The sequence below is a fragment of the Halorubrum shenae genome (genome assembly GCF_051194165.1).
GTDB lineage: Archaea > Halobacteriota > Halobacteria > Halobacteriales > Haloferacaceae > Halorubrum.
Genome location: NZ_JBLZNI010000004.1, coordinates 217,787 through 240,430 on the forward strand (window position 1 = coordinate 217,787; position 22,644 = coordinate 240,430).

Annotated in this window: 20 protein-coding genes; 9 read left to right on the forward strand and 11 right to left on the reverse strand. The window is 66.7% G+C overall.

The window, feature by feature from the left end; translation table 11 throughout:
- Positions 1-65 precede the first annotated feature (65 nt).
- The 4 genes from ACNS88_RS07475 to ACNS88_RS07490 form a co-directional block, all read right to left on the reverse strand.
- Positions 66-1,841, reverse strand: a complete 1,776-nt coding sequence (locus ACNS88_RS07475; RefSeq protein WP_435095222.1) for a hypothetical protein — start codon at positions 1,839-1,841, stop codon at positions 66-68.
- A 107-nt stretch (positions 1,842-1,948) separates the two neighbouring features.
- The gene (locus tag ACNS88_RS07480) at positions 1,949-2,782 is read right to left on the reverse strand and encodes an MBL fold metallo-hydrolase (RefSeq protein WP_435095224.1); all 834 of its coding nucleotides are present in this window, start codon (positions 2,780-2,782) and stop codon (positions 1,949-1,951) included.
- A gap of 289 nt (positions 2,783-3,071) precedes the next feature.
- Entirely contained in the window at positions 3,072-4,064 is a 993-nt protein-coding gene (locus ACNS88_RS07485; protein ID WP_435095226.1) for a glycosyltransferase family 4 protein, read from the reverse strand.
- 34 nt (positions 4,065-4,098) lie between these two features.
- The gene (locus ACNS88_RS07490) at positions 4,099-4,965 is read right to left on the reverse strand and encodes a hypothetical protein (protein ID WP_435095228.1); all 867 of its coding nucleotides are present in this window, start codon (positions 4,963-4,965) and stop codon (positions 4,099-4,101) included.
- 97 nt (positions 4,966-5,062) lie between these two features.
- Here ACNS88_RS07490 and ACNS88_RS07495 point away from each other — a divergent pair, with 97 nt between their 5' ends.
- The 4 genes from ACNS88_RS07495 (at position 5,063) to ACNS88_RS07510 (ending at position 9,461) form a co-directional block, all read left to right on the forward strand.
- Positions 5,063-6,076, forward strand: coding sequence for a lysylphosphatidylglycerol synthase transmembrane domain-containing protein (locus ACNS88_RS07495; protein WP_435095230.1), 1,014 nt, complete (start codon positions 5,063-5,065; stop codon positions 6,074-6,076).
- A gap of 171 nt (positions 6,077-6,247) precedes the next feature.
- On the forward strand, positions 6,248-7,192 hold the full coding sequence (locus ACNS88_RS07500; protein WP_435095232.1) for a hypothetical protein: 945 nt from the start codon (positions 6,248-6,250) through the stop codon (positions 7,190-7,192).
- Positions 7,189-7,782 (forward strand): gluconate 2-dehydrogenase subunit 3 family protein, encoded by a 594-nt coding sequence (locus ACNS88_RS07505; protein WP_435095234.1) that lies wholly within the window; start codon positions 7,189-7,191, stop codon positions 7,780-7,782. The genes ACNS88_RS07500 and ACNS88_RS07505 overlap by 4 nt, the downstream gene beginning before the upstream one ends.
- On the forward strand, positions 7,779-9,461 hold the full coding sequence (locus ACNS88_RS07510) for a GMC family oxidoreductase (RefSeq protein WP_435095236.1): 1,683 nt from the start codon (positions 7,779-7,781) through the stop codon (positions 9,459-9,461). Before ACNS88_RS07505 ends, ACNS88_RS07510 begins: the two co-directional genes overlap by 4 nt.
- A gap of 49 nt (positions 9,462-9,510) precedes the next feature.
- Here ACNS88_RS07510 and ACNS88_RS07515 read toward each other — a convergent pair whose 3' ends face one another.
- Positions 9,511-11,166 (reverse strand): DUF2070 family protein, encoded by a 1,656-nt coding sequence (locus tag ACNS88_RS07515; protein WP_435095238.1) that lies wholly within the window; start codon positions 11,164-11,166, stop codon positions 9,511-9,513.
- Entirely contained in the window at positions 11,167-12,198 is a 1,032-nt protein-coding gene (locus tag ACNS88_RS07520) for a glycosyltransferase (RefSeq protein WP_435095240.1), read from the reverse strand.
- A gap of 317 nt (positions 12,199-12,515) precedes the next feature.
- Here ACNS88_RS07520 and ACNS88_RS07525 point away from each other — a divergent pair, with 317 nt between their 5' ends.
- Positions 12,516-13,973 carry an NAD(P)H-hydrate dehydratase gene (locus ACNS88_RS07525; RefSeq protein WP_435095242.1) on the forward strand — a complete coding sequence of 486 codons (1,458 nt, stop codon included), beginning with the start codon at positions 12,516-12,518 and terminating at the stop codon, positions 13,971-13,973.
- Positions 13,966-14,481, forward strand: a complete 516-nt coding sequence (gene moaC, locus ACNS88_RS07530) for a cyclic pyranopterin monophosphate synthase MoaC (RefSeq protein WP_435095244.1) — start codon at positions 13,966-13,968, stop codon at positions 14,479-14,481. Before ACNS88_RS07525 ends, moaC begins: the two co-directional genes overlap by 8 nt.
- A 29-nt stretch (positions 14,482-14,510) precedes the next feature.
- Here moaC and ACNS88_RS07535 read toward each other — a convergent pair whose 3' ends face one another.
- Entirely contained in the window at positions 14,511-16,232 is a 1,722-nt protein-coding gene (locus tag ACNS88_RS07535; protein ID WP_435095246.1) for a formate--tetrahydrofolate ligase, read from the reverse strand.
- A gap of 101 nt (positions 16,233-16,333) precedes the next feature.
- Positions 16,334-18,526, reverse strand: coding sequence for a formate dehydrogenase subunit alpha (gene fdhF, locus ACNS88_RS07540; protein WP_435095248.1), 2,193 nt, complete (start codon positions 18,524-18,526; stop codon positions 16,334-16,336).
- A 132-nt stretch (positions 18,527-18,658) separates the two neighbouring features.
- Between fdhF and ACNS88_RS07545 the strand changes: the two genes are divergently transcribed.
- Positions 18,659-19,309, forward strand: a complete 651-nt coding sequence (locus ACNS88_RS07545; protein ID WP_435095250.1) for a hypothetical protein — start codon at positions 18,659-18,661, stop codon at positions 19,307-19,309.
- A 6-nt stretch (positions 19,310-19,315) separates the two neighbouring features.
- On the opposite strand, the gene ACNS88_RS07550 is transcribed toward ACNS88_RS07545, so the two are convergent.
- Positions 19,316-20,476, reverse strand: a complete 1,161-nt coding sequence (locus ACNS88_RS07550) for a glycine cleavage system aminomethyltransferase GcvT (RefSeq protein WP_435095252.1) — start codon at positions 20,474-20,476, stop codon at positions 19,316-19,318.
- Between the two features lie 136 nt (positions 20,477-20,612).
- On the opposite strand from ACNS88_RS07550, the gene ACNS88_RS07555 reads away from it, so the two are divergent.
- Entirely contained in the window at positions 20,613-21,284 is a 672-nt protein-coding gene (locus ACNS88_RS07555) for a S26 family signal peptidase (protein ID WP_435095254.1), read from the forward strand.
- 27 nt (positions 21,285-21,311) lie between these two features.
- On the opposite strand, the gene ACNS88_RS07560 is transcribed toward ACNS88_RS07555, so the two are convergent.
- Positions 21,312-21,794: an NYN domain-containing protein gene (locus ACNS88_RS07560; RefSeq protein ID WP_435095257.1), complete on the reverse strand. Its 483-nt coding sequence runs from the start codon at positions 21,792-21,794 to the stop codon at positions 21,312-21,314.
- A 121-nt stretch (positions 21,795-21,915) separates the two neighbouring features.
- Between ACNS88_RS07560 and ACNS88_RS07565 the strand changes: the two genes are divergently transcribed.
- Positions 21,916-22,335 (forward strand): universal stress protein, encoded by a 420-nt coding sequence (locus tag ACNS88_RS07565; protein ID WP_435095260.1) that lies wholly within the window; start codon positions 21,916-21,918, stop codon positions 22,333-22,335.
- Positions 22,336-22,401: 66 nt separating this feature from the next.
- Here ACNS88_RS07565 and ACNS88_RS07570 read toward each other — a convergent pair.
- Positions 22,402-22,644: zinc ribbon domain-containing protein (locus ACNS88_RS07570; RefSeq protein ID WP_435095263.1), on the reverse strand; the 243-nt coding region annotated here is incomplete at its 5' end.

Below are 22,644 nucleotides of genomic sequence, written 5' to 3' on the forward strand. Positions count from 1 at the left end.
AGCGCCGCGGGTAAAACGGGTTGCGCTTTCGGCTCGGTGCAGTTCGAGTGTCGCGTCGGGCCTCTCTACGGGCCGAAGGCCTCGTTGAGCCGCTTCCTGAACGCTTCCAGTTCTTCGAGGTGGTCGTTGATCGCGTCGAGCTCCGCCTCCACGTCGTCGAGGTCCTCGCCGAGCCGGTCCTCGATGTCGGTCAGGCGGGTATCGACTTCCGCAAGGTCGCTCCAGAGGTCGTCGAACTCCTCGTCGAACCGTCCCAATCGGGCCTCCACGTCCTCCACCCTGTTCTCGGTCGCTTCCATCTCCGCGGCGGCGTCGTCGACCTCCTCGTACAGCGTCTCCACGTCGTCGCCCAAATCGTCGACTGCCTCGTCGAGGCCGGTCGTCTCGTCGTCGAGCCGCGACACGTCGTCGGTGACGCCGTCGACGGTCTCTTCGACGCCGGTAACCGTGTCTTCGAGGTCCACAACGGTTTCGTCGACGCCCGCGAGCGACTCCTCGACACCCGACACGTCCGATTTGACGCCGGTGACCCGGTTGTCGACGCCGTCCACGCGCTCGGTGACGTCGTCGATCTGGGCGGTGGCGGACGATACCGACTCGTCGACCCGCGAGACCTCCTCGCGGAGGTCGCTTCGGTCCGCGTCGGCGGACGCGACCCGGTCGTCGATCGCGGCCATCTCGGACTCGACGGCGTCGACCTGCTCGTCGAGGTTATCGAGGATTTCGCGGGCGGTCCCTTCGCTGTCGATGAACTCTGCGAGGGCGTCGGCGTACGCCTCGATGTCGGCGAGACTCGACTGGAGACGGGCGATTCGCACGTCGACGCTGCGGGGGACGCCCATATCAAGCTCGGACCGAAGGGTCTCGAGGTCGTCTTCGTCGACCTCGTCGGCACGGATCTCGGAGGCGAGCGCCGCGGCGAATCCGCTTTCCGGAGCCGTCGCGGGCTCCGTGTCAGGCGGTTCTCGGTCCTCGACGTCGACGGAGTCGGTCACTTCCGGCGGGATGGGCTCGTCCGGCTCGTCCGGCTCATCCCCGTCGTCAGATTCGGCCGCCGCGTCCGCTTCAACACTGTCTGCCCCGTCTGCTTCGTCACCTTCATCTACCTCGTCGAACGCTTGTTCGTCCACGACCGGTTCCTCGGTGTGAGAGGTGACCGCAGCGGTTCCTGCGACGACGGCTCGCGGTTCGGGAGCTTCCATATCGTCGACTTCCTCGTCGTCTCCTGTGGCCTCCGACCTGTCCTCGTCGGCTTCCACTTCGGGTGCCGGTTCCGCCTCAGTGACCGCTTCCGCGTCGCTTTCGGCGGTCTCCGGTGTTTCGTCTTCCGGTTCCGCAAGCGGGTCGGTCGCGGGCTCCAAGCCCTCGGTCTCGGCCGCGATCGGCTCCTCCATTCCGGGAAGCGTCGCGCGGTCACCGGAAAGCACCTCTCTGACGGCGTCGGTGTCGCCGGTACCGAGGACGTCCTCGATCTCTTCGCCGACCGGGACGTGCTCAATCACCGGCGAGCCGAGGAAACCGTCGAGATCCGGGTCGTCGTCGCGGATGCCGAACACGGTCTCGACCTCCTCGTCGGGATCGATCACGCGCTCGAACTCGACGCGGTGGTCCTTATAGGCGGTCCAGTTCTCGCTCTCGTACTCCGGGTGGAATCCGATTCGGTCCATCGGGAACGACTCGGGAATCCGGTCGACGATGCGCACGCGCACAGCGTCCTCGCGGGTCGAGGAGAGCTCGTACATCACCGCTGGCACCGGGAACGCGTCGTCTGTGAAAGACTTCTCGACGCGAATGCCGTCCTCGTCGACGGTCGTGGTTGCTTCTTCGGTCCGTTCGCTCATACGGAGTCTCACCCGGAGCAGGGGCTTAAATTCCACGGGCCACGTTTCGGCGCTGATAACCACCTGGCGGTGGAGAACGCGAGACCCGCCCGACTGAGGTCGACGGCCTACAGATCGATCCGGTCGCCGATTTCGACGATCTCCAGGTGGTTCGGGTGCGAGCGGCTGCGGGTGTGTTCGTGGAGCGCGGTCGGGTCCGCAGTCATCCCTTTCCACATGTCCCAGTGGGTCGGGACGAGGCGGTCGAGCGCGAGGTCCTCGGCGGCCGCCGCGATCTCGTTTTCGTCGCTGTACCACTTCGTCTCGACCGGCTCGCCCGTCTCCTTGTCCGGGACCCTGCCGACGGACCCGAACGCGAGGATGCCGAGGTCGATATCGAACTCGTCTGCGAGCCCCGCGAACGACTCCGAGGGCTTGCTGTCACCGGCGTGGAACAGGGTACCCGACTCGTGTTCGATCACGTAGCCGACCGGGTGGGTCGCGTCCGCGTCCTGCGTTTCGACGACGTGAACGGTGAACTCGCCGACCTTCAGCTCGTCGCCCTCAGTCACTTCGAGGAACGCCTCCTCGTCGACGTCCCAGTTCCGGGTCCACCGCTCTTCATCGCGGGCGACTGCGAGCGAGTCGTCGGGCGCGACGAGATCGGCGTCGGTGTTCGCGAGGATCGGCGCCTGCGAGGGGCCGTGGACGTGATCCGTGTGTTCGTGGGTCGCCAGCACCGCGTCCGCTTGGTCGACGTCGTCGGGGTCGAACGGGACCGGAATCATTCGGACCGTGCGCGGCGGGTCGCCGGTCCCGACGTACGGGTCGACCCAGAGGACGGTCCCCTCGCGTCCCTTGATCGCGAACCCGTTACAGCCGAGATACCACAGCGCCACCGTGTCGGGGTCGGCGTCCGCCACCGCGCGCGGCAGCCAGTCGCCCCAGTCGGAGTCGGTCATGGCTGACGGTGTGGGTGCGGGCGGTGTAATCGTTCCGGAGTCGGCGGCGATTGAGTCGTTGTTTCGGGATCGGGGACAATTTTGTCGGTCGCTTACCGACGCTGAACCGGCTGAGAGTGGACGCGTATATCGCATGTCGCGATATGAAATCTTGTCCGAGCGCCGCCAACGGTCGACGACAACGACCGGTCGCTCTCGACGACGGACCTGAAGTGAGGTCGGGGGAGCCGGCGGCGAGTAAGGCGCAAGAGGAGTGGCAGTCAGCGATCAGCGGCCGGCGACAGCAGTCTCACAGCGACTCGTACAGCGATCGGTACCGTCCGGCGATCGCGTCGAGTGAGAACGACTCGCTGCGCGCCGCCGCGTTCGATCCGAGTCGCTCTCGGAGCGCAGGGTCAGACAGGCGGCGGATCGCGCCGGCGAACGCCGCGGTCTCGTCGTTCGCGTCGACCGGATCGACTTTTAAACAGTCGTCGCCGTCGTCGAGCCACGAGAACGTCTCGATGTCGCGGACGACCACGGCCTTCCCGGCTGCCATCGCCTCTAACAGCGCGATCCCCTCGTTCTCCTCGTGGGTCGGGAACAGGAACACGTCGCCGGCGGCGAACGCGCCACGGATGTCGTCGACGAAGCCGGTGAACGTGCAGTTCTCCGGCGACTCCTCGATGAGCCGAGTTGTCTCGCGGCCTTTCAAGGAGAGATCGAGCGGGCCGAACCACGCGAAGTCGACCTCGGGCAGGTTGCGGGCCAGGTCAACGAACGTCTCCAACCCCTTCCGTTTGATCACGTGGCCGACGAGGAACACCGTTGGGGGGGAAAGATCGTAGCGCTCGCGGTATTCGGCCTCCAGCGACTCGAAGCCGGCGAGCTTCTCGCGGTCGACGCCGTTCGAGATGACGGTCGTCGGCGCGTCGGTGTACCCCTCGATCACGCCGCGGTTGTACTCGGAGGGACAGACCAGCGCGTCGGCGAGTCCGTACGCTCGGCTGAGGTACGGTTTGAGCGGTTTCGCGAGCGCGTTGGTAAACCGGAAGCTGTCGCCGAAGTCCTCGGCCGTGACGTGGGCGTGTGCGACCACGGGGATCCCGCGGTCGCTCGCGCGTTTCGCGTACCACACCGAGCGCGGGCCCATCAGATTGCAGTGGAGCACGTCGGCGTCGAGGGTCGGCTCGGTCGTGTACGCGATCCCCTCGCGGTCGAGCATCTTCCGCTGGTGGACGACCGACTCCCGGATGCCGCCGGTGACGTGTTCCTCGAACTCGAAGTAGTGGCTGACCTTCATCGCGGGGTCGCGGCGGTGATTGCTCTCGGGACGCTCACTCCACTTCCAGCCACGGGACCTCCATCAACGGCGGGATGTGGGTCTCGATGTGGTGTTCCCAGACGCCCTCCTCGCCGAACGCTTCGCCGTGGTCCGCGGTGACGACCACGTCGCCGTCGAGCTCCTCGACGAGCTCGGCGACGGACTCCAAGGCGATCCGGAGGTTCTCCTCGTAGAGCTTGAGCGCGGTCACGCGGGTGCCGTCTTTCACGAGGTCCGTGGGATCGAGTTCGAGCCACAACCCCGATTTCTGAGCGAACTCGCTGTCGTCGAGCCGGCTCTCGATCTTCGGTCGGACCGTGTCGCTGAGCGACGAGAGGAGGCCGCCGTCGTCCCCGTCGTCGCCGGCCGCTTCTTCTTGTTCCTGTCGTTTGATCCCCTTCTGAATTTGTTTGAGCTTCTGGCCCTTCCCGCGCGAGAGGTACGGCGCGTGCGGCTGCATGTAGTGGAGCACGGTCCGGTCGGCGCGCTCGACGGCGTCGAGGTTGTTCCGGTACGCCTCCGCGAGGCTCTCCGGCGGAACGGTCCCCAGATCGTCGTCCCAGCCCGTCTTCCAGACGTCGTGGATGTCGCTGATGTGGTCGGAAGCGGTCCACTCGTAGTCGCAGCTCGCGCCCCACTTCAGCTCGTTCAGCGGGATCCCCAGATCGTTGATAAAGGGGTTCCCCGAGAAGTACGCGATGTCGTGGTCGCCGGTGAACGTCCGGTAAGCCCACTCCGGCGTCGACGACCCGACGCTCCAGCGCTTCTCGAGGTCGCCGTCGAGATACTCGTCATACACGTCTTCGAACACGTCGTAGCGGCACGCGTCCAACACCAGACAGTAGTCCCACTCCGATTCGAGGAACCGCAGGTCGTCCATGAGTACGCCCTCGTTTCCTGCCGACGGTTGTATTCTTGTTGGTGCCGTCTCACGACGGAAATTAGGGGTTTAAACTCCGCCAGCGCGTCATTCGCCCATGGACGGGAGCCAACGGCGAGGACTGGTCATCGGCGGCGTCGCAGCGATCGCGGTCCTCGCCGTGCTCTTCGTCGTCGTCGGAGCGGACCGCGTGATCGGGACGCTGCTGGCCGCGGACCCCGCTCTGGTCGCGGCGACGTTCGGGCTCGCGCTCTGCTGGCTGACCGCGTGGAGCCTCATGCTCCGGACCGTGCTCGGCTCGCTCGGCGTCGATCTTCCGGTCACCACGTCCTTCCTCGTGTACGCCGGGGCCGTGTTCGCCAACAACGTCACGCCGTTCGGGCAGGCGGGCGGCGAGCCGGTGGCGGCCGCGCTCATCTCCCGGGTTTCCGGGTCGCGCTACGAGACGGGGCTGGTCGGGATCGCCAGCGTCGACGTGCTCAACGTCGTTCCCTCCATCTCGATCGTGTTCCTCGGAGTGGGGTACTACGCGACGACCGCCGCGGTCGGCGAGCGCCTCGAGGTCGCGGTCACGGTCGCGGTCGCGTTGAGCGCGGCGATCGTCACAGCGATCGGTCTCGGCTGGCGGTACCGACGGGCCATCGTCGACCGACTCCCGAGCGCGGTCGCCGGGGCGGCCGGACGACTGGACCGGTTCGACGCCGACAGCGTCGAAGCCGGGCTCGCCGCTCGGTTACGGAACTTCTTCGAGGACATCGAGCGCGTCGGGACGAGTCCCTGGCGGCTGGCCGCGGCGGTCGGGCTCTCGCTTTCCGGCTGGCTGTTTCAGGCGGCCGCGCTCACGGTCGCGTTCGCCGCCGTCGGCTACCAGATTTCGCCCGTGGTCCCGTTGTTCGCCGTCCCGCTGGCGAACCTCGCGGGCGCGACCCCGCTCCCCGGCGGACTCGGCGGGATCGAGGCGGCGTTCGTCGCCCTGCTCGTCCCGACCACCGGTGTCCCGGCGTCCGCGGCCACCGCCGCCGTACTCGTGTTCCGCGGCGGCATCTACTGGATGCCGGTGGCGATCGGCGGCGTGTCGGCGTCGGTACTCGGTGTCCGCACGGTCCAATAACTCTTATTCTGATAAACGTTTGCGTCGTCGTTTATGCAGGATTTACCGGCTTCAGGCCTGCCCTGAAGGACGGGATTCTTAGCTTAAAAAAGATAGCCCGGTACCGTCGGTTGATTCGCAACGGCGTAGGTAGATATTAACAATGTATTATCCATCCCATCATTGAATTGAATGTTTGGATCGCTCAGACAGATTGAGACGAATAGCGTCGATCCGGCGCACGTCGCTGTCGCGACCGGCGCAGGCCTGTTGACAGTTGGAATAGCTGCAAAGATGGCTACCGCAATGGCTTATGTGGGTGGCACGTTCGTTGCTGCCGGAGTCTTTCTGGGACCTGCAGCACCACTCGGTGGCGTCGCCGGTCTCATTATTCATGACCTCTTTCGCGGGGCAATCGGGTATTCGACGCTGGTCGTAGCAGCGTGGATGCTAGTCTTTTCCGGATTAGTCGTGTGGCTCACTGGACCGGTATCTAACACGTCTGAACGACTCGGCCTGCAGTCGACACGTCGAACGGTACCAACCGATATCGGAATGGTCCTGATCGCCGGAATTCATGCGACAGCATTCACGGCGTGGCTGGCGATGATGCTCGGTTGGCAGCGCTTCTACACGGCTGCTATCGGACTGCTTCCGGGTGTCGTCGTGGCCATGGGGATGTGTGTAGTCATACTGGTTTCCGCGGGCGCGATACGGCGTCTCGGTCTGCTTGCTGATCGAACTACCGTCTTCGACTTCTCCCCGTTCAGGCCGGCGGTGTCCGAACAAGACCGTTCTGCGGGGCGAACTGGTGCGGTGGCTGTCGGAGCGCTTACCATCGGCGCCGCGTGGTTGGGAGGTGCGTTGGCACTCGACATCTTCGTTCACGATCTGGGACTGTTCACGACGGCGAGCCAATTCCGCGCTTACATCACCGAATTCCTCGGTACCAGTTCGCCAATAGCAGTCGTCGGGACGTCTCTCCTCGTCGGCGTATATCGATACGGTGAGCTGGCAGTGCTCCTCTCGGCACCAGTCGCGATGCTCGCTCTGTGGGGATGGAATAACTACCGAGGCAGTATATTTTTGTCTTTATTTGAGAGAATAAAAAGGATCAGTGGGGGGTCGACCCAATGACCGAAAATCAGCACGGAGCGGCCGATTCGACCCCAACCAGACGACAATTCTTCACGGCTCTCGGCGGTATGAGCCTGGCAGCGACGGGCTACGGCTACGGGACCGACATCGACGGGTCGCTGAGTGCCGCTACGGGGGCGCAATCTAGCGCCCACCCAGCGTCGCAATACCACGTCGATGTGATGACGGCTATCGCCGAAGCGGTGTATCCGTCGGCCGTCTCCGTGGAGAGTTCATTCATTGAGCGTCGCGTATTCGCTCGGATCGAACCGAAACCCGACCATTTCGAGAATCTCCTGACAGCTATCGAAGCAGTCGACAGTCATGCCAGAGCGCGCTTCGGTGGCGGAGTCACCGAAATGTCGGCAGCTCACCGACGGAAACTCCTGCAGTCGATGGGTGTGACGGCGGTACATCCCACCGCTGATGGGTCGACCGTGGAACAGATTCGGTTCTATATCGTGAACGAGCTGTTGTACGCGCTGTTTACGTCTCCTGTTGGCGGTGAGCTGATGGGAATCGACAATCCACCCGGATATCCCGGTGGGCGAGAGGCGTATCAGCGAGGGCCCGAGAGAGGTGAACGATGACGGGGGCGGCCGGCCGAGCGCCGACCGACGCCGACGTCTGTATCGTCGGAGCAGGGCCAGCCGGAGCTGTTACTGCCTACGATCTGGCGCGGCGCGGACACGACGTCGTAGTGCTCGAAGCGGGCGAACGACTGACTCCCGAGGACCATCACCGACGGATGGAAATGTGGCTCCGTCCGGGTCTCGAGCGCGACTCGTACTGGCTCAACGAGGCGCGGGACGCGTACACGTCTACCGGTGCGATCAATGCACGGCTCAACAAGACGCGCGTGAAAGCGGTGGGTGGCACGTCCGTACATTGGGACGCGAACACGCCGCGGCTTCACGAAGAGGACTTCGAGATGAACACCCGATACGGGGTGGCGCGGGACTGGCCGATCAGCTACGACGACCTCCGACCGTACTACGTCCGCGCCGAGCGAGAGATGGGCGTGTCGGGCGCCGACGATAACTCGCACGGACCGCCGCGGAAAGAGCCCTATCCGATGGACGCGTTCCCACCGAGCTACTCGGACTCGCTGTTTGCCGAGGCCTGTGAGGAACTCGAGATTTCGATGGCATCCCAGCCGAAGGCGATCAACTCCGAATCGTACGACGACCGCTCCGGATGCGTCGGGTACGGGGTTTGCAACGCTTGCCCATCAGGAGCGAAGTACAGTGCGGAAGTCCACGCCCGGAAGGCGGAGGCGGAAGGGGCGCGGATCGTCGATCAGGTGCAGGCGCTCTCTGTGGAACACGACCAAGCGGGTGAGTATGTAAAATCGGTCGTCTACGCGACCCCTGACGGACGCGAACACCGCCAAGAGGCCGATCAGTTCGTCATCGCGTGCGGAGGGATCGAAACGCCGCGACTGCTGTTGTTATCGGATTCAAGCGTCTATCCGGACGGATTAGCCAACTCCAGCGGTGCAGTCGGTCGGTATCTCATGGATCACCCCAACGTCGAGACGACGGGAGCCCTTGCGGAACCGACGCGACAGAGCAATATCGGGTGGGTCTCCAGTCGGAGCGATCAGTTCTACGCGCGTGAAAGTCCCGGTCCCGGAAGCTATCACCTTACGTTCGGTAATACTGCGAAGTCAACACATGGCGGCGCACTGGACAGACAGCCGCCGACGTCTCCATCGAGGATCCTCGATATCGTCGGAAACCCGACACCGGACGCGTTCGCTGAGTTGGCGACGGATCCGCTGAACGAAACGCAACTGGGCGATGACCTCGAGCTGCCCACGACCGATGGGCCACCGTATCCGATCTCGATACGCGGTGCGGGTGAGATGCTCCCGCGACCTGACAATCGTGTCACGCTGGATCGGTCACAGACCGATAGCCACGGCCGGCCAGTTCCGTCGGTCAATCTCTCCGACAGCACGGATGAACGGGAAACGATGGAACACTGTGTAGGGATCCAGAAATCGGTGTTGAAAGAACTCGGCGCTGAGATTACTGGTGTGTCAACACTCGATGGACGGGGGATGAGCACTCACCATATGGGAACGACGCGGATGGGAACCGATCCGTCTGACAGTGTGGTGAACAGAGAGTGCCGGACGCATGACCTCGAGAACCTCTGGATCGCGTCGTCGAGCGTGTTCACAACCGGTGGCGCGAACAATCCGACTCTCACTATCGTTGCGCTCGCACTGAAGGCGGCAGATCACATCGACGATCAGCTGTGAACTACCCTCCCTCAGCGCGCGTATCAGCGCGGGCAGGGTGGGCACTGACTCAGAAGAACAGCCAGAGGACCAGCAGCGCGTACAACACCGCGAGCGAGATGATCGTCAGCCGAATCAGGATGTTGACGCTGAACACGAGCCCGTTGTAGTCGTTTTTTAAGAGCTTGAGCGGACGGGTCGTCTGACTGGCGAGTCCGATCGTCGCGGGCGCCACGCCGTCGTCGGCCTGCTCGATCGCCTCGGCCAAGGCCTCGGTGTCCGATCGCCACGTGTTCGCGAGCTCGTGGATGGAGGCGTGGGTGTCCGTCGAGAAGACGAGAACCTCGTCGTACTCCCCGCGGTAGTCGGCCGCCAGCTCCCGCACGTCCGGCGTGATCCCGTTGGTGTCGATCCCAAACAACAGGACCTCTTGTCCGTCGACCGACTCGACGAGCGCCGCCACGTCTTGGTCCGTGCGGCGGACCGCAAAGCCCGCCGCGTAGTCGTACAGGGGCGCGTCGGCGAGGCGGTCGCGGAAGTCGTCGAAGTGACCTTTCAGCCGGTCCGCCTCGGACGAGCCGTACAGCACCTCCTTCGCCGGGCCGTCCTGCAGGTCGTGTTTGTGGAGGTCCACGAGCAACACCTCGGACTCGTCCACGTCGCGCATGAACACGCCCGTGTCGTAGTCGTCGATCCCTTCGCCGTGGAGGAAGATCACCTGCTTGTCGCCGATGCGGCGCCCGTGGAACTCGATCTCGCCGTAGTCGTGGCTCACCAGCCGCGACGCGCGGGCGACGCGCTCGGGCTCGGCGACGGCGTCGAGAATCGTCTCGGCGTCGCCCGGGTTCGAGAGGTCCTCCTTGTGCGTGCAGGGGACGTGGAGAAAGAACCCGTCGTCGCCCTCGTCGCCGTCGTTCAGGGCGTCGATAACGTTCCCGCTCAGCTGACCGCCGCCGAACCCGCCGAGCGGGCCGGGGTGGACCCACGGGGCGGCGAGCGTCAACCGGTCGCCGTTGTCGATCGCGAGCGTCTGGACGTCGGGTTCGGCCTCGACGCCCAGATCGAGCGAGGCGCGGTCGTTCCGCAGAATGCCCGAGGTGAGTTCGAACGCGGAGACGTCGGTGTTGCTCCGGATGAGGTAGTCCACGATCGCGAGTACCAACACGAGGAACGCCGCCGCGATGAGCAGCGACGCGAACGCGAACACGTGGCGGTACGTCGTGAATCCCAGATCGCCGCCGGCGAACGCGTAGAACGCGAGGATCAGCGCCGCCGGCTCCGCGAGCGCGACGAGGAGGATCCGCTTGTACCGGTCGATCCCCGCCGAGACGACGAGTACGAGGATGTTGATCAGGTAGACCGTGATAAAGAGGAGCCAGACGATACTCCACGCGTTCCCCACGTCGTTGGCTCCGGACAGGACCAAGGCGTGGACGAACGTGATGAACTGGCTGACTAACGCGAGGAAGAAGCTCCACGTCCGCGGATACTCCGGGAGAACGCGGTGAAACAGCTCCCCGGCGAACAGGAAGGGGAGCAGGAACAGCAGGACCGCGACGGGGAGGAGGGTCGACGGCGCCGGAGAGAGCGGCGTGAACGCCGAGAAGGCGACAAACGCGACGGCGCTGTAGACGACCCCGAGGACGACCATCGCCGGGAGCTGCTGCGAGAGCGGGGGAACGCTGAACACCAGCCGCTGGAAGACGTCGACGTTATCTGCGCCCATTTATGACAACCCGTATATTTCCTCCAAATCGTCTATCGTTCGCTCGACTGCAAAACCCTCGACCGCCGCGCGGGTCGGCCTGTCGCCGTCGAGACAGTCGGCGACGGCGCGCTCCATGTCGTCGAGGTCGCCGTGCTCGAACCGAGCGCCGTTGTCCGGCCCGATGGTCCGGTCGAACGGCGGCACGTCGGCGGCGGCGACCGGAGTTCCGCAGGCGTTCGCCTCCAGCGTCGAGAGCCCGAGCGTGTCGCAGGTCGAGGCGGTGACGAAGACGTCGAGCGCGGAGTAGAACGCCGGGAGGTCCTCCCGCGGGAGGAAGTCGCGGAACCGGACGTTCTCGGGGGCTCCGCGTTCGAGGTCGTCTCGGACCGGCCCCTCGCCCACCAGTTCGAACCGCACGTCGGACAGACGGTCGGCGAGCCGGAGGATATGGTCGACGTTCTTGTTGTGGGCCATCCGTCCGGTGTACCCCACTGTCGGCTCGTCGCTCGCGAACTTCGAGTCCGCCATCGGACGGAACGTGTCCATCTCGATACCGACGGGGAGCTTTCGCGGCGCCACGTCCCGTCGGATTCGCGAGGTAGACGCGGTGACGCAGTCGAACGACTGGAGAAAGCGGTTCTCGTAGGCCACGTACGCCCGGCCGGCGATCCCGGCCAGCGACTCCAGTTTCAGTCCCTGAACGAAGTAGTCCTCCACCGGTGTGTGATGGGTGTACACGGACATCACGTCGCGCGTCGTCGCGTATCGGCGCCCCATCAGACCGGTCGACGCCGGCCCGTGGCAGTGAACCACGTCGAGGTCGGGAAGCGTCGAGAGGCGTCGGTACAGCGGAACGCGGTACTGGCGGTAAAACGGGTTCGGCAGCGACGGCACGGGAATCTCGCGGTCGTCGGGATCGTAGCTGCTCGCCGGATAAATGACGTACACATCGTGGCCGCGGTCCTCGAGTCGGTCCCGCCACGCGCGGATCGTGTACGTCACGCCGTCGATGCCGGGAAAGTAGCTGTCTGTGAAGAATCCGATGTTCATGGAGGTCACCGTCGCCGAATCGTCTGTCGCGCGCCCTCGGAGCACTGGTCGGCGCCGGGCGTCTGCGCCGGTCCGCCGCGGACCGGTGCGGAGGCCACCGAAACGCCGTTGCGCTCGGACCGCCCCACAGCGCCGTCGCCGTGTCCAGTCTGTGCCACGGTTGTTACGGCGCAGATTTTCTTCGGACGTGCATCAACATTTTCATTTCCCGACCCCCGCGGGCGCGGTCGAGAGGCCTGTGCTCACCGTGGCGTCTGTGCGTCACCGCGACGTCTCGCGGCCACATCATTAACCACTCGGCGCGCGAACGCTCGCCCATGATCACGACCGATCGGATGGCGGCGGTCGACGCCAACGCCGCCGCCCTCGGCGTCCCGCGGAAGCAGCTGATGGAGTCGTCCGGCAACGCCGTCGCCCGCGAGGTCCGGGCGCTCGCCGACCCTGGCGCGAGCGTCGAACTGCTCTGCGGTCGCGGGAACAACGGCGGCGACGCGTTCGTCGCGGCCCGGTTCCTCTCCGCGTACGACGTGACCGTCCGTCTGCTCGGACGCCCCGAGTCGATTCGGACCGAGATTTCGCGCGAGAACTGGGACGCCCTCGATGCCGCCGAGATCCCGGCCGAGACCGTCACCGACGCCGCCGACCTCGCGCTCGACGACCCGGACGTGGTCGTCGACGCGATGCTCGGAAGCGGAATCGCCGGCGCGCTCCGGGAGCCGGAGCGGACCGCGGCGCGGCTGGCGAACGAGAGCGACGCCGCGGTCGTCGCCGTCGATGTCCCCTCCGGGATCGACGCCGACACCGGGGAACCGACTGGAAACGCCAGCAGCAACGCCGGCTCCGCGGTTCACGTCGAGGCCGACCGCGTCGTCACCTTCCACGATGAGAAGCCCGGACTCGCGGCGCTCGACGCCGACGTGACCGTCGCCGACATCGGTATCCCGGCGGCCGCGGAGCGGTTCACCGGCCCCGGCGACCTGTTCGGAATCGCGCGCGATCCGAACTCGCATAAGGGCGAGAACGGCGAGGTGCTCGTGATCGGCGGCGGCCCGTACACCGGCGCGCCCTGGCTCTCGGCCCGATCGGCCCTCCGGACCGGTGCCGACCTCGTGCATGTCGCCTGCCCGGAGACGGTCGCGGGGACGGTACAGGGGTACTCGGCGGACCTGATCGTCCGCGCGCTCCCGGGCGACCGGATCGGTCCCGCCCACGTCGACCGCGCGCTGGAACTCGCCGCCGGCAACGACGTCGTCGTGGTTGGTCCAGGACTCGGCGACGGCGAGGGCGCGAGCGAGTTCGTTCGGGAGTTCCTGTCGCGGTACGACGGGCGCGCGGTCGTCGACGCCGACGCGTTGCGGGTCGTCCCCGAGGTCGATACGGACGCCGAGCTGATCTGCACGCCGCATCAGGGTGAGCTGGTCGGAATGGGCGGCGAGACCGCGGATGACCCCGACGAGCGAGCAGATCTCGTGCGGTCGTTCGCCGACGAGATCGGCCACACCCTGCTCGTGAAGGGCGCGGTCGACGCCGTCAGCGACGGCGACGCGGTCCGGCTGAACCGCACGGGCAACCCGGGGATGACCGTCGGGGGGACCGGCGACGTGCTCGCGGGGGCCGTCGGCGCGCTCGCGGCCGTGACCGACCCCTTCCACGCGGCCGCGGCCGGGGTGTACGCGAACGGGCTGGCCGGCGACGCGGCGGCCGAAGAGCTGGGCTACGGCCTCGCAGCGACGGACTTACCCGACCGGCTTCCCGAGGCGATGCGTGATGAGTGAGGACTCCGAAGCCGGCGCCACCGACGAGCTGACCCACACCGACGCGTCCGGCGAGGTCCGGATGGTCGACGTGGGCGAGAAGCCCGACACGAGCCGCCGCGCCGTCGCGCGCGGCGAGATCCGGCTGACGCCGTCGACGATCGCGGCGGTCGAGGCCGACGAGGTCGGGAAGGGCGACGTGCTGGCGACCGCGCGGGTGGGCGCGGTGCAGGCCGTCAAACACACGTGGGAGACGATCCCGATGTGCCACCAGATCCCGATCACGAACGTCGACACCGACTTTTCCGTCGGCGACGACCGGATCGAGCTGACGGTCGCCGTGGAGACGACCGGGAAGACCGGCTGCGAGATGGAAGCGCTGGAGGGCGTGACGACCGGGCTCAACGTGGTCTGGGACATGGTGAAGGCCGCGGAGAAAAACGACGACGGCCAGTATCCGGACACTGGGATCTCGGATGTCAGGGTCGTCGCAAAGGAGAAGCGGATGCTTGACGCCGGCGGCGACTGAGGCCTCGAATCCGAACCGCAGGTCGGACCTCAGAACAGCCCGCTCACGTCGCCCTCGGCGTCGACGTCGATGTCTTCAGCCGCCGGCTTGGCTGGGAGCCCCGGCATCGTCATCACGTCGGCGGTCTTGACGACGACGAAGCCGGCGCCTGTCGACGGCGACACCTCGCGGACGGTGAGCGTCCACCCCTCGGGGACGCCCGTCATCGAGGCGTCGTCCGAGAAGGAGTACGGCGTCTTCGAGAGACAGACGGGGAGGTCGCCGTACCCCCACCTCTCGACGCGGTCGAGATCATCGCTAGCGCCGTCGACGTACTCGACGCCGTCGGCGCCGTACACCTCGCGGGCGACGGTCTCGATCTTCTCGCGGAGCGGGGCGTCGAGGTCGTACAGGGGCGCGAACTCGCCGGTGCCGGCGCGCTCGCGGACCCGCTCCCCCAGGGCGGTCGCTCCCTCGCCGCCGTCGCGGTACGCGGTAGAGCGCTCGACGCCGATTCCCGCGTCGGAAAGGGTCGATTCGAGCGCCGCGAGCTCGGACTCCGCGTCGTCCGGGAAGACGTTGATCGCGACGACTGCGGGGATCCCGAGGGACTCCACGACCTCGACATGTCGTTTCACGTTCTCGACGCCGGCCCGAACCGCCTCGAGGTTGGTCGCCGCCAGCGCGTCGAAGTCGGCCGGCCACATCTCCAGTCCGTGCCGTTTCGCGCCTCTGACCGTCGCGACCACGACCGCGACATCCGGAACGATTCCCTGCCGGGCGACGATGTGCGCGAACTTCTCGCCGCCGAGGTCCGCCCCGAAGCCGGCCTCGGTGACGAGGTAATCGGCGAGCGAGGCGCCGACGCGGTCGGCCACGAGCGTGTTGGTCCCGTGCGCGATGTTGGCGAAGGGACCGCCGTGGACGAAGGCGGGGACGCCCTCGACTGTCTGGACGAGGTTCGGGCGGAACGCGTCGCGGAGCAGCGCCGTCGCGGCCCCCGTGACGCCGAGGTCGTCGGGCGTGATCGGGTCGCCGTCGACGTCTTCGGCGAGCACGATCCGCCCGATACGGGCCTTCAGATCCGTGAGATCCTCCGCGAGCCCGAGGACGGCCATCAGCTCCGAGGCGGCGGTGATGACGAACTCGTCTTCTCGCGGGACGCCGCGCGCGGGACCGCCGAGCCCCACGACGGTCTCGCGGAGCGCGCGGTCGTTGACGTCGAGCGCGCGCGGCCAGTCGACGCGGCGCACGTCGATCGCCTCGTCGTTCCCTTGGTGCAGGTGGTTGTCGAGCGCGGCGGAGAGCAGGTTGTGCGCGGCCGTGAGCGCGTGGATGTCGCCGGTGAAGTGGAGGTTGATGGCCTCCATCGGAAGCACCTGCGAGTACCCGCCGCCCGCGGCACCGCCCTTGATCCCGAAGACGGGACCGAGCGAGGGCTCCCGCACCGCGACCGCGGTCGACTCGCCCAGTCCCGCGAGCGCCTGCCCGAGCCCCACCGAGGTCACGGTCTTCCCCTCGCCTTTCGGCGTCGGGGTCATTCCGGTGACGAGCACCGTCGTCCCCTCGGCGGCGTCGGCGTCCGCGGTCGCCGAGCGGACCGCGTCGAGGGTGAGCTTCGCGACCCCGTCGCCGCGCGGTTCGATATCACCGGGGGCGAGCCCGAGATCGGCCGCGACCGCCTCGATCGGCCGGGGATCTGCCGCACGAGCGACCGCGAGATCGGACTCCGGTGCGTCGATCGCGTCACCCGCCGGATTCGAATGGGCCATATCGGCCCTTCTCAGGGGTGGCGTATGAGAATTGTTCGTGTCGTGGTGGCAAGTGACGCGGTCGACGGCGTTTAAAAAGGGGGATCGCCTCGTCCGCGTCCTCAGTCGTCCGCCGGCTCCGCGTCGTCCTTCGGTTCGCCGCCGTCCGAGACCGTCACCGCGATGTCCGCGGCCGCGGCCTTGTACTCGGGGATCTTCGCCCGCTCGTCGAGCACGTCGTTCGTGAGGCGGTTCGCGGAGGCGGCCGCAAAGTGCGGGGTCGTCCAGACGACGCCCTCCTTGATGTCCTCCGTGACCTGCGCTTTCACCTCGATCTCGCCGCGGCGGGACTGGAGCGTGACCATATCGCCGTCCTCGATGCCGTAGTCCGCGGCGTCGTTCGGGTGGACGTCGACGAAGTTCTCCGGCTGCTGTCGGGAGAGCGTCGGCGAGCGACGGCTCATCGTCCCCGTGTTGTAGTGTTCTTCGAGCCGAGCGGTCGTGAGGATCAGCGGGTACTCCTCGTCGGGCACCTCCGCCGGCGGCTGGTGGCGGATGCCCTCGATCTGTCCGAGCCCGCTCTCGGTGTCGAAGGAGTCCTCGTAGAGGAACTGGTCGCCCTCGTCGCCCTCCTCGTAGCAGGGCCACTGGAGCCCGGTCTCGTCGAGCGAGTCGTATGTCATCCCGTGGTAGATCGGACACACCTCGCGCAGCTCCTCGAAGACGGCCTCAACGTCGTCGAAGCGGAACTCGTCTTCGCTGAAGAGGCGGCTGCCGACCTCCATCAGGACCTCGAGGTCGTGTTTCGTGTTCTCGTGGACCTTCTCGACGCCGCGCATGCGCTGGACCCGGCGGTCGGTGTTGGTGACGGTGCCGCCGCGCTCCGCCCACGTCGTCGCCGGGAGGACCACGTCCGCCAGCTCCGCGGTCTCGGTCATGAAGATGTCCTGTGCGACCATGAACTCCAGCGAGTTCAAGCGCTTCTCGACCTCGTTGCCGTCGGGCTCGCTCATCACTGGGTTCTCGCCCATCACGTACAGCCCCTTCACCGAGCGGCCCGCCTCGTGGGAGATTTCCACGTTGGTGAGTCCGGGCTCCTCCGGCACCTCGAATCCCCACACGTCCTCGACCGACTCGCGGACCTCGTCGTCGTCGACGAGCTGGTAGCCGGGGAGGACGTTCGGCATCGCGCCCACGTCGCTCGTCCCCTGGACGTTGTTCTGTCCGCGAAGGGGGTTGACGCCGGTGCCGGGCTTCCCGAGGTTCCCCGTGATCAGCGCGAGGTTGATCTCGTTTTGCACGTTGTCGACGCCGCAGGTGTGCTGGCTCATCCCCATCCCGGTGAAGATGGCGGCGTTGTTCGCCATCGCGTACTTCTCGGCGGCGAGTTCGATGTCTTCGAGGGGAACGCCGGCCTCCTCCGCGGCCGCCTCCTTATCGAAGTCGGCGAGGGTCTCTTTGAGGTGATCGAACCCCTCGGTGCGCTCGTCGATGAACTCCTCGTCGATCCAGCCCGCGTCGGGCTCTTCCTCGTGGCGTTCGAGGATCGTCTTCAAGACGACGTTGAGCAGCGGGATGTCGGCGCCCGGCTTCACCTGCAGGTGCATGTGCCGATCGGTCTCGTCGATCTCGAACGACCGGGTGGTCTTGTTGGCGTGCGGGTCGACCTGAATGACTGTCGCGCCCTCCAGTACGGCCTGCCGGAAGTACTGACTGTTGGCGATCGGGTGTTGCTCGCCGGGATTCGCGCCCTGGATCCAGAACACGTCGGCCGACTCCTCTAAGTCGACCATGCTGTTCGTCATCGCGCCCGCGCCGAGGCTCGTCCGGAGCGCCCACACCGTCGAGGCGTGACACATCCGCGTGCAGTTGTCGACGTTGTTCGTGCCGTACCGGCGCGCGATCTTTTGGAGGAGGTAGTTCTCCTCGTTCATCGTCTTCGAGGAGCCGAAAAATCCCATCGCGTCGGGATCGTTCTCCTCGCGGATGCGCTCCATCTCCGAGACGATCCGTGAGTACGCCTCCTCCCACGTCGCCTCGCGGAACTCGCCGTCGCCGGACTGCGTCCGGCTGCCAGAGGAGCTTTGCTCCTCGCTGTCCTCCCTTATAAGCGGCTCCGTGAGTCGGTCCTCGTGGTCGACGACCTGCGTCGCGGCGCCGCCCTTGATACACACCCGTCCCTCGTTGACCGGCGCCTCGCCCCACGGCATGAAGTTCACGTCGCCGGGGTCGTCGCCCTGGTTCACCTGGATCCCGCAGCCGACGCCGCAGTACGGGCAGATGGTCTTCACCGCCTCGTCGTCCTCAGTCGACATGGGTCTCACCCTGACGTGCGATCATATATCACGATCTGTGATGCCACCTCAATGAGTGTGTCGGTGGTTCCTGTCGAGAGGCGAGGCGAGCGGTCGCCAAACCGTTTTGTCGACCCCGGCCGTTCGGCGGGTATGGACCGCTCGCTCGCCGACGTCGAGAACCGTGTCGCCGACCACGTGGAAGCGTACCGGGAGTCGGCCCCCTTTTACCCGGTCGAGGCGGAGGCGATCGAGTCGCTCTCGGACGCGTTTCGAGCCGGCGAGTACGGCAAGCGAGACGTGGAGTGGGTCGTCCGCTGGTACTTCCGACGAGCCGTGACCGACATCGACCACGAGGAGCGGCGCGCCGTCGAGGAGGCCGTCTCCGACGTGGAGCCCCGGGAACTCCGCGGCGCGATGTGGGACGCGATCGACGCGCTCGACGGGGAGGCGGGCGATCCCTCACACCACCACGCCCTCGACGCGCTTACCGGAATTCCGGGCGTCGACGCCGCGGTCGCCTCCGCGCTGCTGTGGTTCCTCGATCCGGACGCGTACTTCGTCGTCGGCGAGCGCGAGTGGGCGGTCGTCGCCGCGCTGACCGGCGATTCTGCCCCCGGCCCCGGCCCCGACCTCGACGGGTCGTACCCGGAGCCGATGACGGTCGACGCGTACGACCGCTACCTCGACGCAGTGGGAGGGCTCTCCGATCGGCTCGACGTCGATCACTGGCACCTGTACATGGTGATCCGGAGCGTCTACGCGGAGGCGTTCGAGGGAAAGGCGGTCGAAGGAGAGTCGTAACCGGATCTACCGGTCGAGGAACGGCGGGATCACGACTTCAGCGCGCTTCTCGTTGCCCCGCACGACGACGCTCACCTCGGTGCCCGGCTCGACGTAGTGCTCGTGGAGGTACCCGAGTCCGATCGGCTCGTCGAGCGTGGGGCTCATCGTCCCGGAGGTCAGCTGGCCGACCCGCGTGAGGTCGCCGTCGGTGACGGCGTAGCCGTTTCGAGGGACGCCGCGATCGAGCAGGCGGACTCCGACGAACCTCTCGTCGACGCCCTCCTCCTTCTGGACCTCGAGGGCGTCGCGACCGACGAACTCCGTGTCGAGCTTCACGACGAACCCGATCCGCGCCTCGTAGGGGCTCCGCGGCTCGGTCTCGGGGTCGAAGTCCTGCCCGGAGAGGAGGTAGCCCATCTCCGTTCGGAGGGTGTCACGCGCGCCGAGTCCGCAGGGCTGGGCATCCTCAAAGGCGGTCCAAACGGCCGCCGCATCGCTCGCCGGACACATCACCTCGAAGCCGTCCTCGCCAGTGTAGCCGGTTCGGGCGACCCAGCTGTCGACCTCGTCGACGGCGGCGACCGTCGCCTCGAACTTCGAGAGGCCGACGACTCGGTCGGTCGGCGTCGCGTCGTCGAGGGCGTCGACCGCGTCCGGCCCCTGCACCGCGAGCATAGCCCAGTCGTCGGTGGCGTTCGCGACCGCGGCGTCGAGTCCCTCGCCGTCCCGGTAGTCGACCCACCGGTCGTACATCTGCTCGTCGTGGCCGGCGTTGGGGACGAAGAGGTACGCGGGGTCCCCGGAGCCGGCGTCGAGGTCGCGGTCGAGGCCGTCGAGCGCGTCGGCGCCGGCACCCGCCTCGATCCCGTTCGGGAGCCGGTAGACCACCGTGTCGTCGAGCATGACGCCGTCCTCGCTCGTGATCGCGGCGTACTGCGAGTCGCCCGGGTCGAGCGCCGTCACGTCGTTGGTCGTGAGGCGGTTCATCAGGGTCGTCGCGTCCGGCCCCGACACCTCGATCTCGCCCATGTGGGACACGTCGAAGACGCCGAGCGAGTCGCGGACCGCGGCGTGCTCCTCGCTGATGGAGTCGAACTCGACCGGCATCTGCCACCCGCCGAAGTCGGTGAACGTCGCGCCGCGTTCCTCGTGGATCTCGTGGAGGGGAGTGTGTCGGTCAGACATGCCCAAATCGTCTCTCGGCCGGACCTAAGGTCTTGCCATCGGGTCACAGGTCGGGGATCGCGACACCACCGCAGTGCCGCCGCACCGCAACCGCACCGGCGACAGCCTCAAGCCGGTTCCACCCCCGATGTCGCACGTGACGCGGAATCTCTCCGGCCTGCTCGCGCCCGCCGTCGCGGTCCTGCTGGTCGTGATCGTCGTCGCCGCGGTCGCTGGCGCGTGGCCCCCGTTCGTCGCGGTCGAAAGCGGGAGCATGGCCCCCGAGGTCGAGCGCGGCGACCTCGTCGTCGTCACGTCGACGGAGCGGTTCCCGTGGGGCGGCCTCGTCGGTGCGGCGGAGCCCGGCGCGCCGACCACGTTCGGGAGCGCCGGCGACGTGATCGTGTTCGACCCGCCGGACGACGGCTATCCGCCGATTCTCCACCGGATCGCCTTTCCGGTAACCGCCGGCGAGGACTGGACCGAGCGGGCCGATCCCGCGCTGCTCGACGGTGACTGTGCGACGATCGCGGCGTGTCCCGCCCCGTACGACGGGTTCGTCACCTACGGCGACGCCAACGGCGAGTACGACCAGAGCGCCGGGATCGCCCCGGTCGTCCGCGAGGAGTGGATCACCGCCAAGGCGCTGTTCGCCGTCCCGAACCTCGGCTGGTTCCGGGTCGGCGTCGACGCCGCGATCGCTCGGGTCGGGATAGTCCCGACCGCCGTCGGGTTCGGTGGCTTCGCCGCCGTCACCGGCGGATTCGGGGCGGTCCTGCTTGGTCGGATCGCGGCGCGTCGACGGGTTCGTGACGAGGGCGAGCGATAGCGCACAGCGGCGCCGTTCCGTCGCCGACTACGAGTCGCTGTCGCCGTTCGTTGCTCCGTCGCCGTCCGTGTCGCCGTCGAGCGTCACCGAGTCGTTCGTTGCGTTACGGAGGGCGTCGGACCGACCGAACTCGCCGGGCGCGATCGCGAGCGTCCGGATCCCGTAGCTGTTCGCGGTCTCGACGACGGGCTTGAAGTCGGTGTCTCGCGAGGCGATCGCGAGCGTCGACATCCGCCCTTCGGCCGCGAAGCGCGCCGCGTCGACCGCGAGCTTCACGTCGACGTCGCCGCTCGTGACGACGACCTCGAAGCCGCGGGCCTCCGCGGCCTGTATCAGCCCCGGAGTCGCGTGTTCATCGAGGTAGAGTCGCGTCGTCACGAGCGGTCCCTCGGCCTCGGCGGCGACCCGCACGTCGTCGAGGTCGACGTCGAACTCCTCTCGTAACACGTTCGGCCCGTCGACGAACAGCGCCACGCCGACGGGGTCGTCGTCCGACCGGCTGGATTCCATACCTCTCGCTGTGTGATCCGCGGAGATATGCGTGCTGGTCTGGTGCGGTGCCGCCCGCGGATCGGAAGCATTTGACTCGTGCGAACACATAACTTATCAGCCCGCCGGCTGTGGGTCACGTATGATATCCCGCGTGCTGGTACCGATGGACGAGTCGGAGATGGCCGAGCGCGCGCTCCGCTTCGCGCTGGAGGCGCACCCGAACGCGGAGATCGTCGTGCTCCACGTGGTGGGACAGCCGTCGTCGATGATGGGCGGCGCGGTCGGACTCGCCCTCGCCGACGACACCGAGGAGGCGGCGCGAGAACAGGCGAGCGACCTGTTCGATCACGCCAACGAAATCGCCGCCGATTACGGGGTCGAGATCAAAACAGACGTGATGGCCGGCCACCCGGCGCGATCGGTCGTCGACGCGAGCGAGGAGTTCGACGTCGTGGTCATCGGCAGCCACAGCGGGAGCCTCGCGGACCGACTGCTCGTCGGCAACATCGCCGAGAAGATCGTCCAGGGCTCCGTGGCACCCGTAACGGTTGTTCGTTGACATCCTCCCCGCGCTGAAGCGCGAGGATTCCCACGGCACCGTACCGCTGGGTTGGGATATTGTGGTTTACGACGTGACCTGTTCTTGAGGTGCAAACGCACCAGTTTCCTTGTTAAACAGGAATGTCGATGGCTGTGCCAACCAGCCGTTACTCCTATTCACCGAGAGATTCGGTGAACTCGGAGATACTTTCTGCCGAATGTTCTCAGCACCGTTCACGTCCGCGTTCGCGACTGTACCGCACTCATCGCAGACATACAGTCCGCGTTCAACACGGTTCGCCTTTCGTTCCCGACCACAGCACGAACA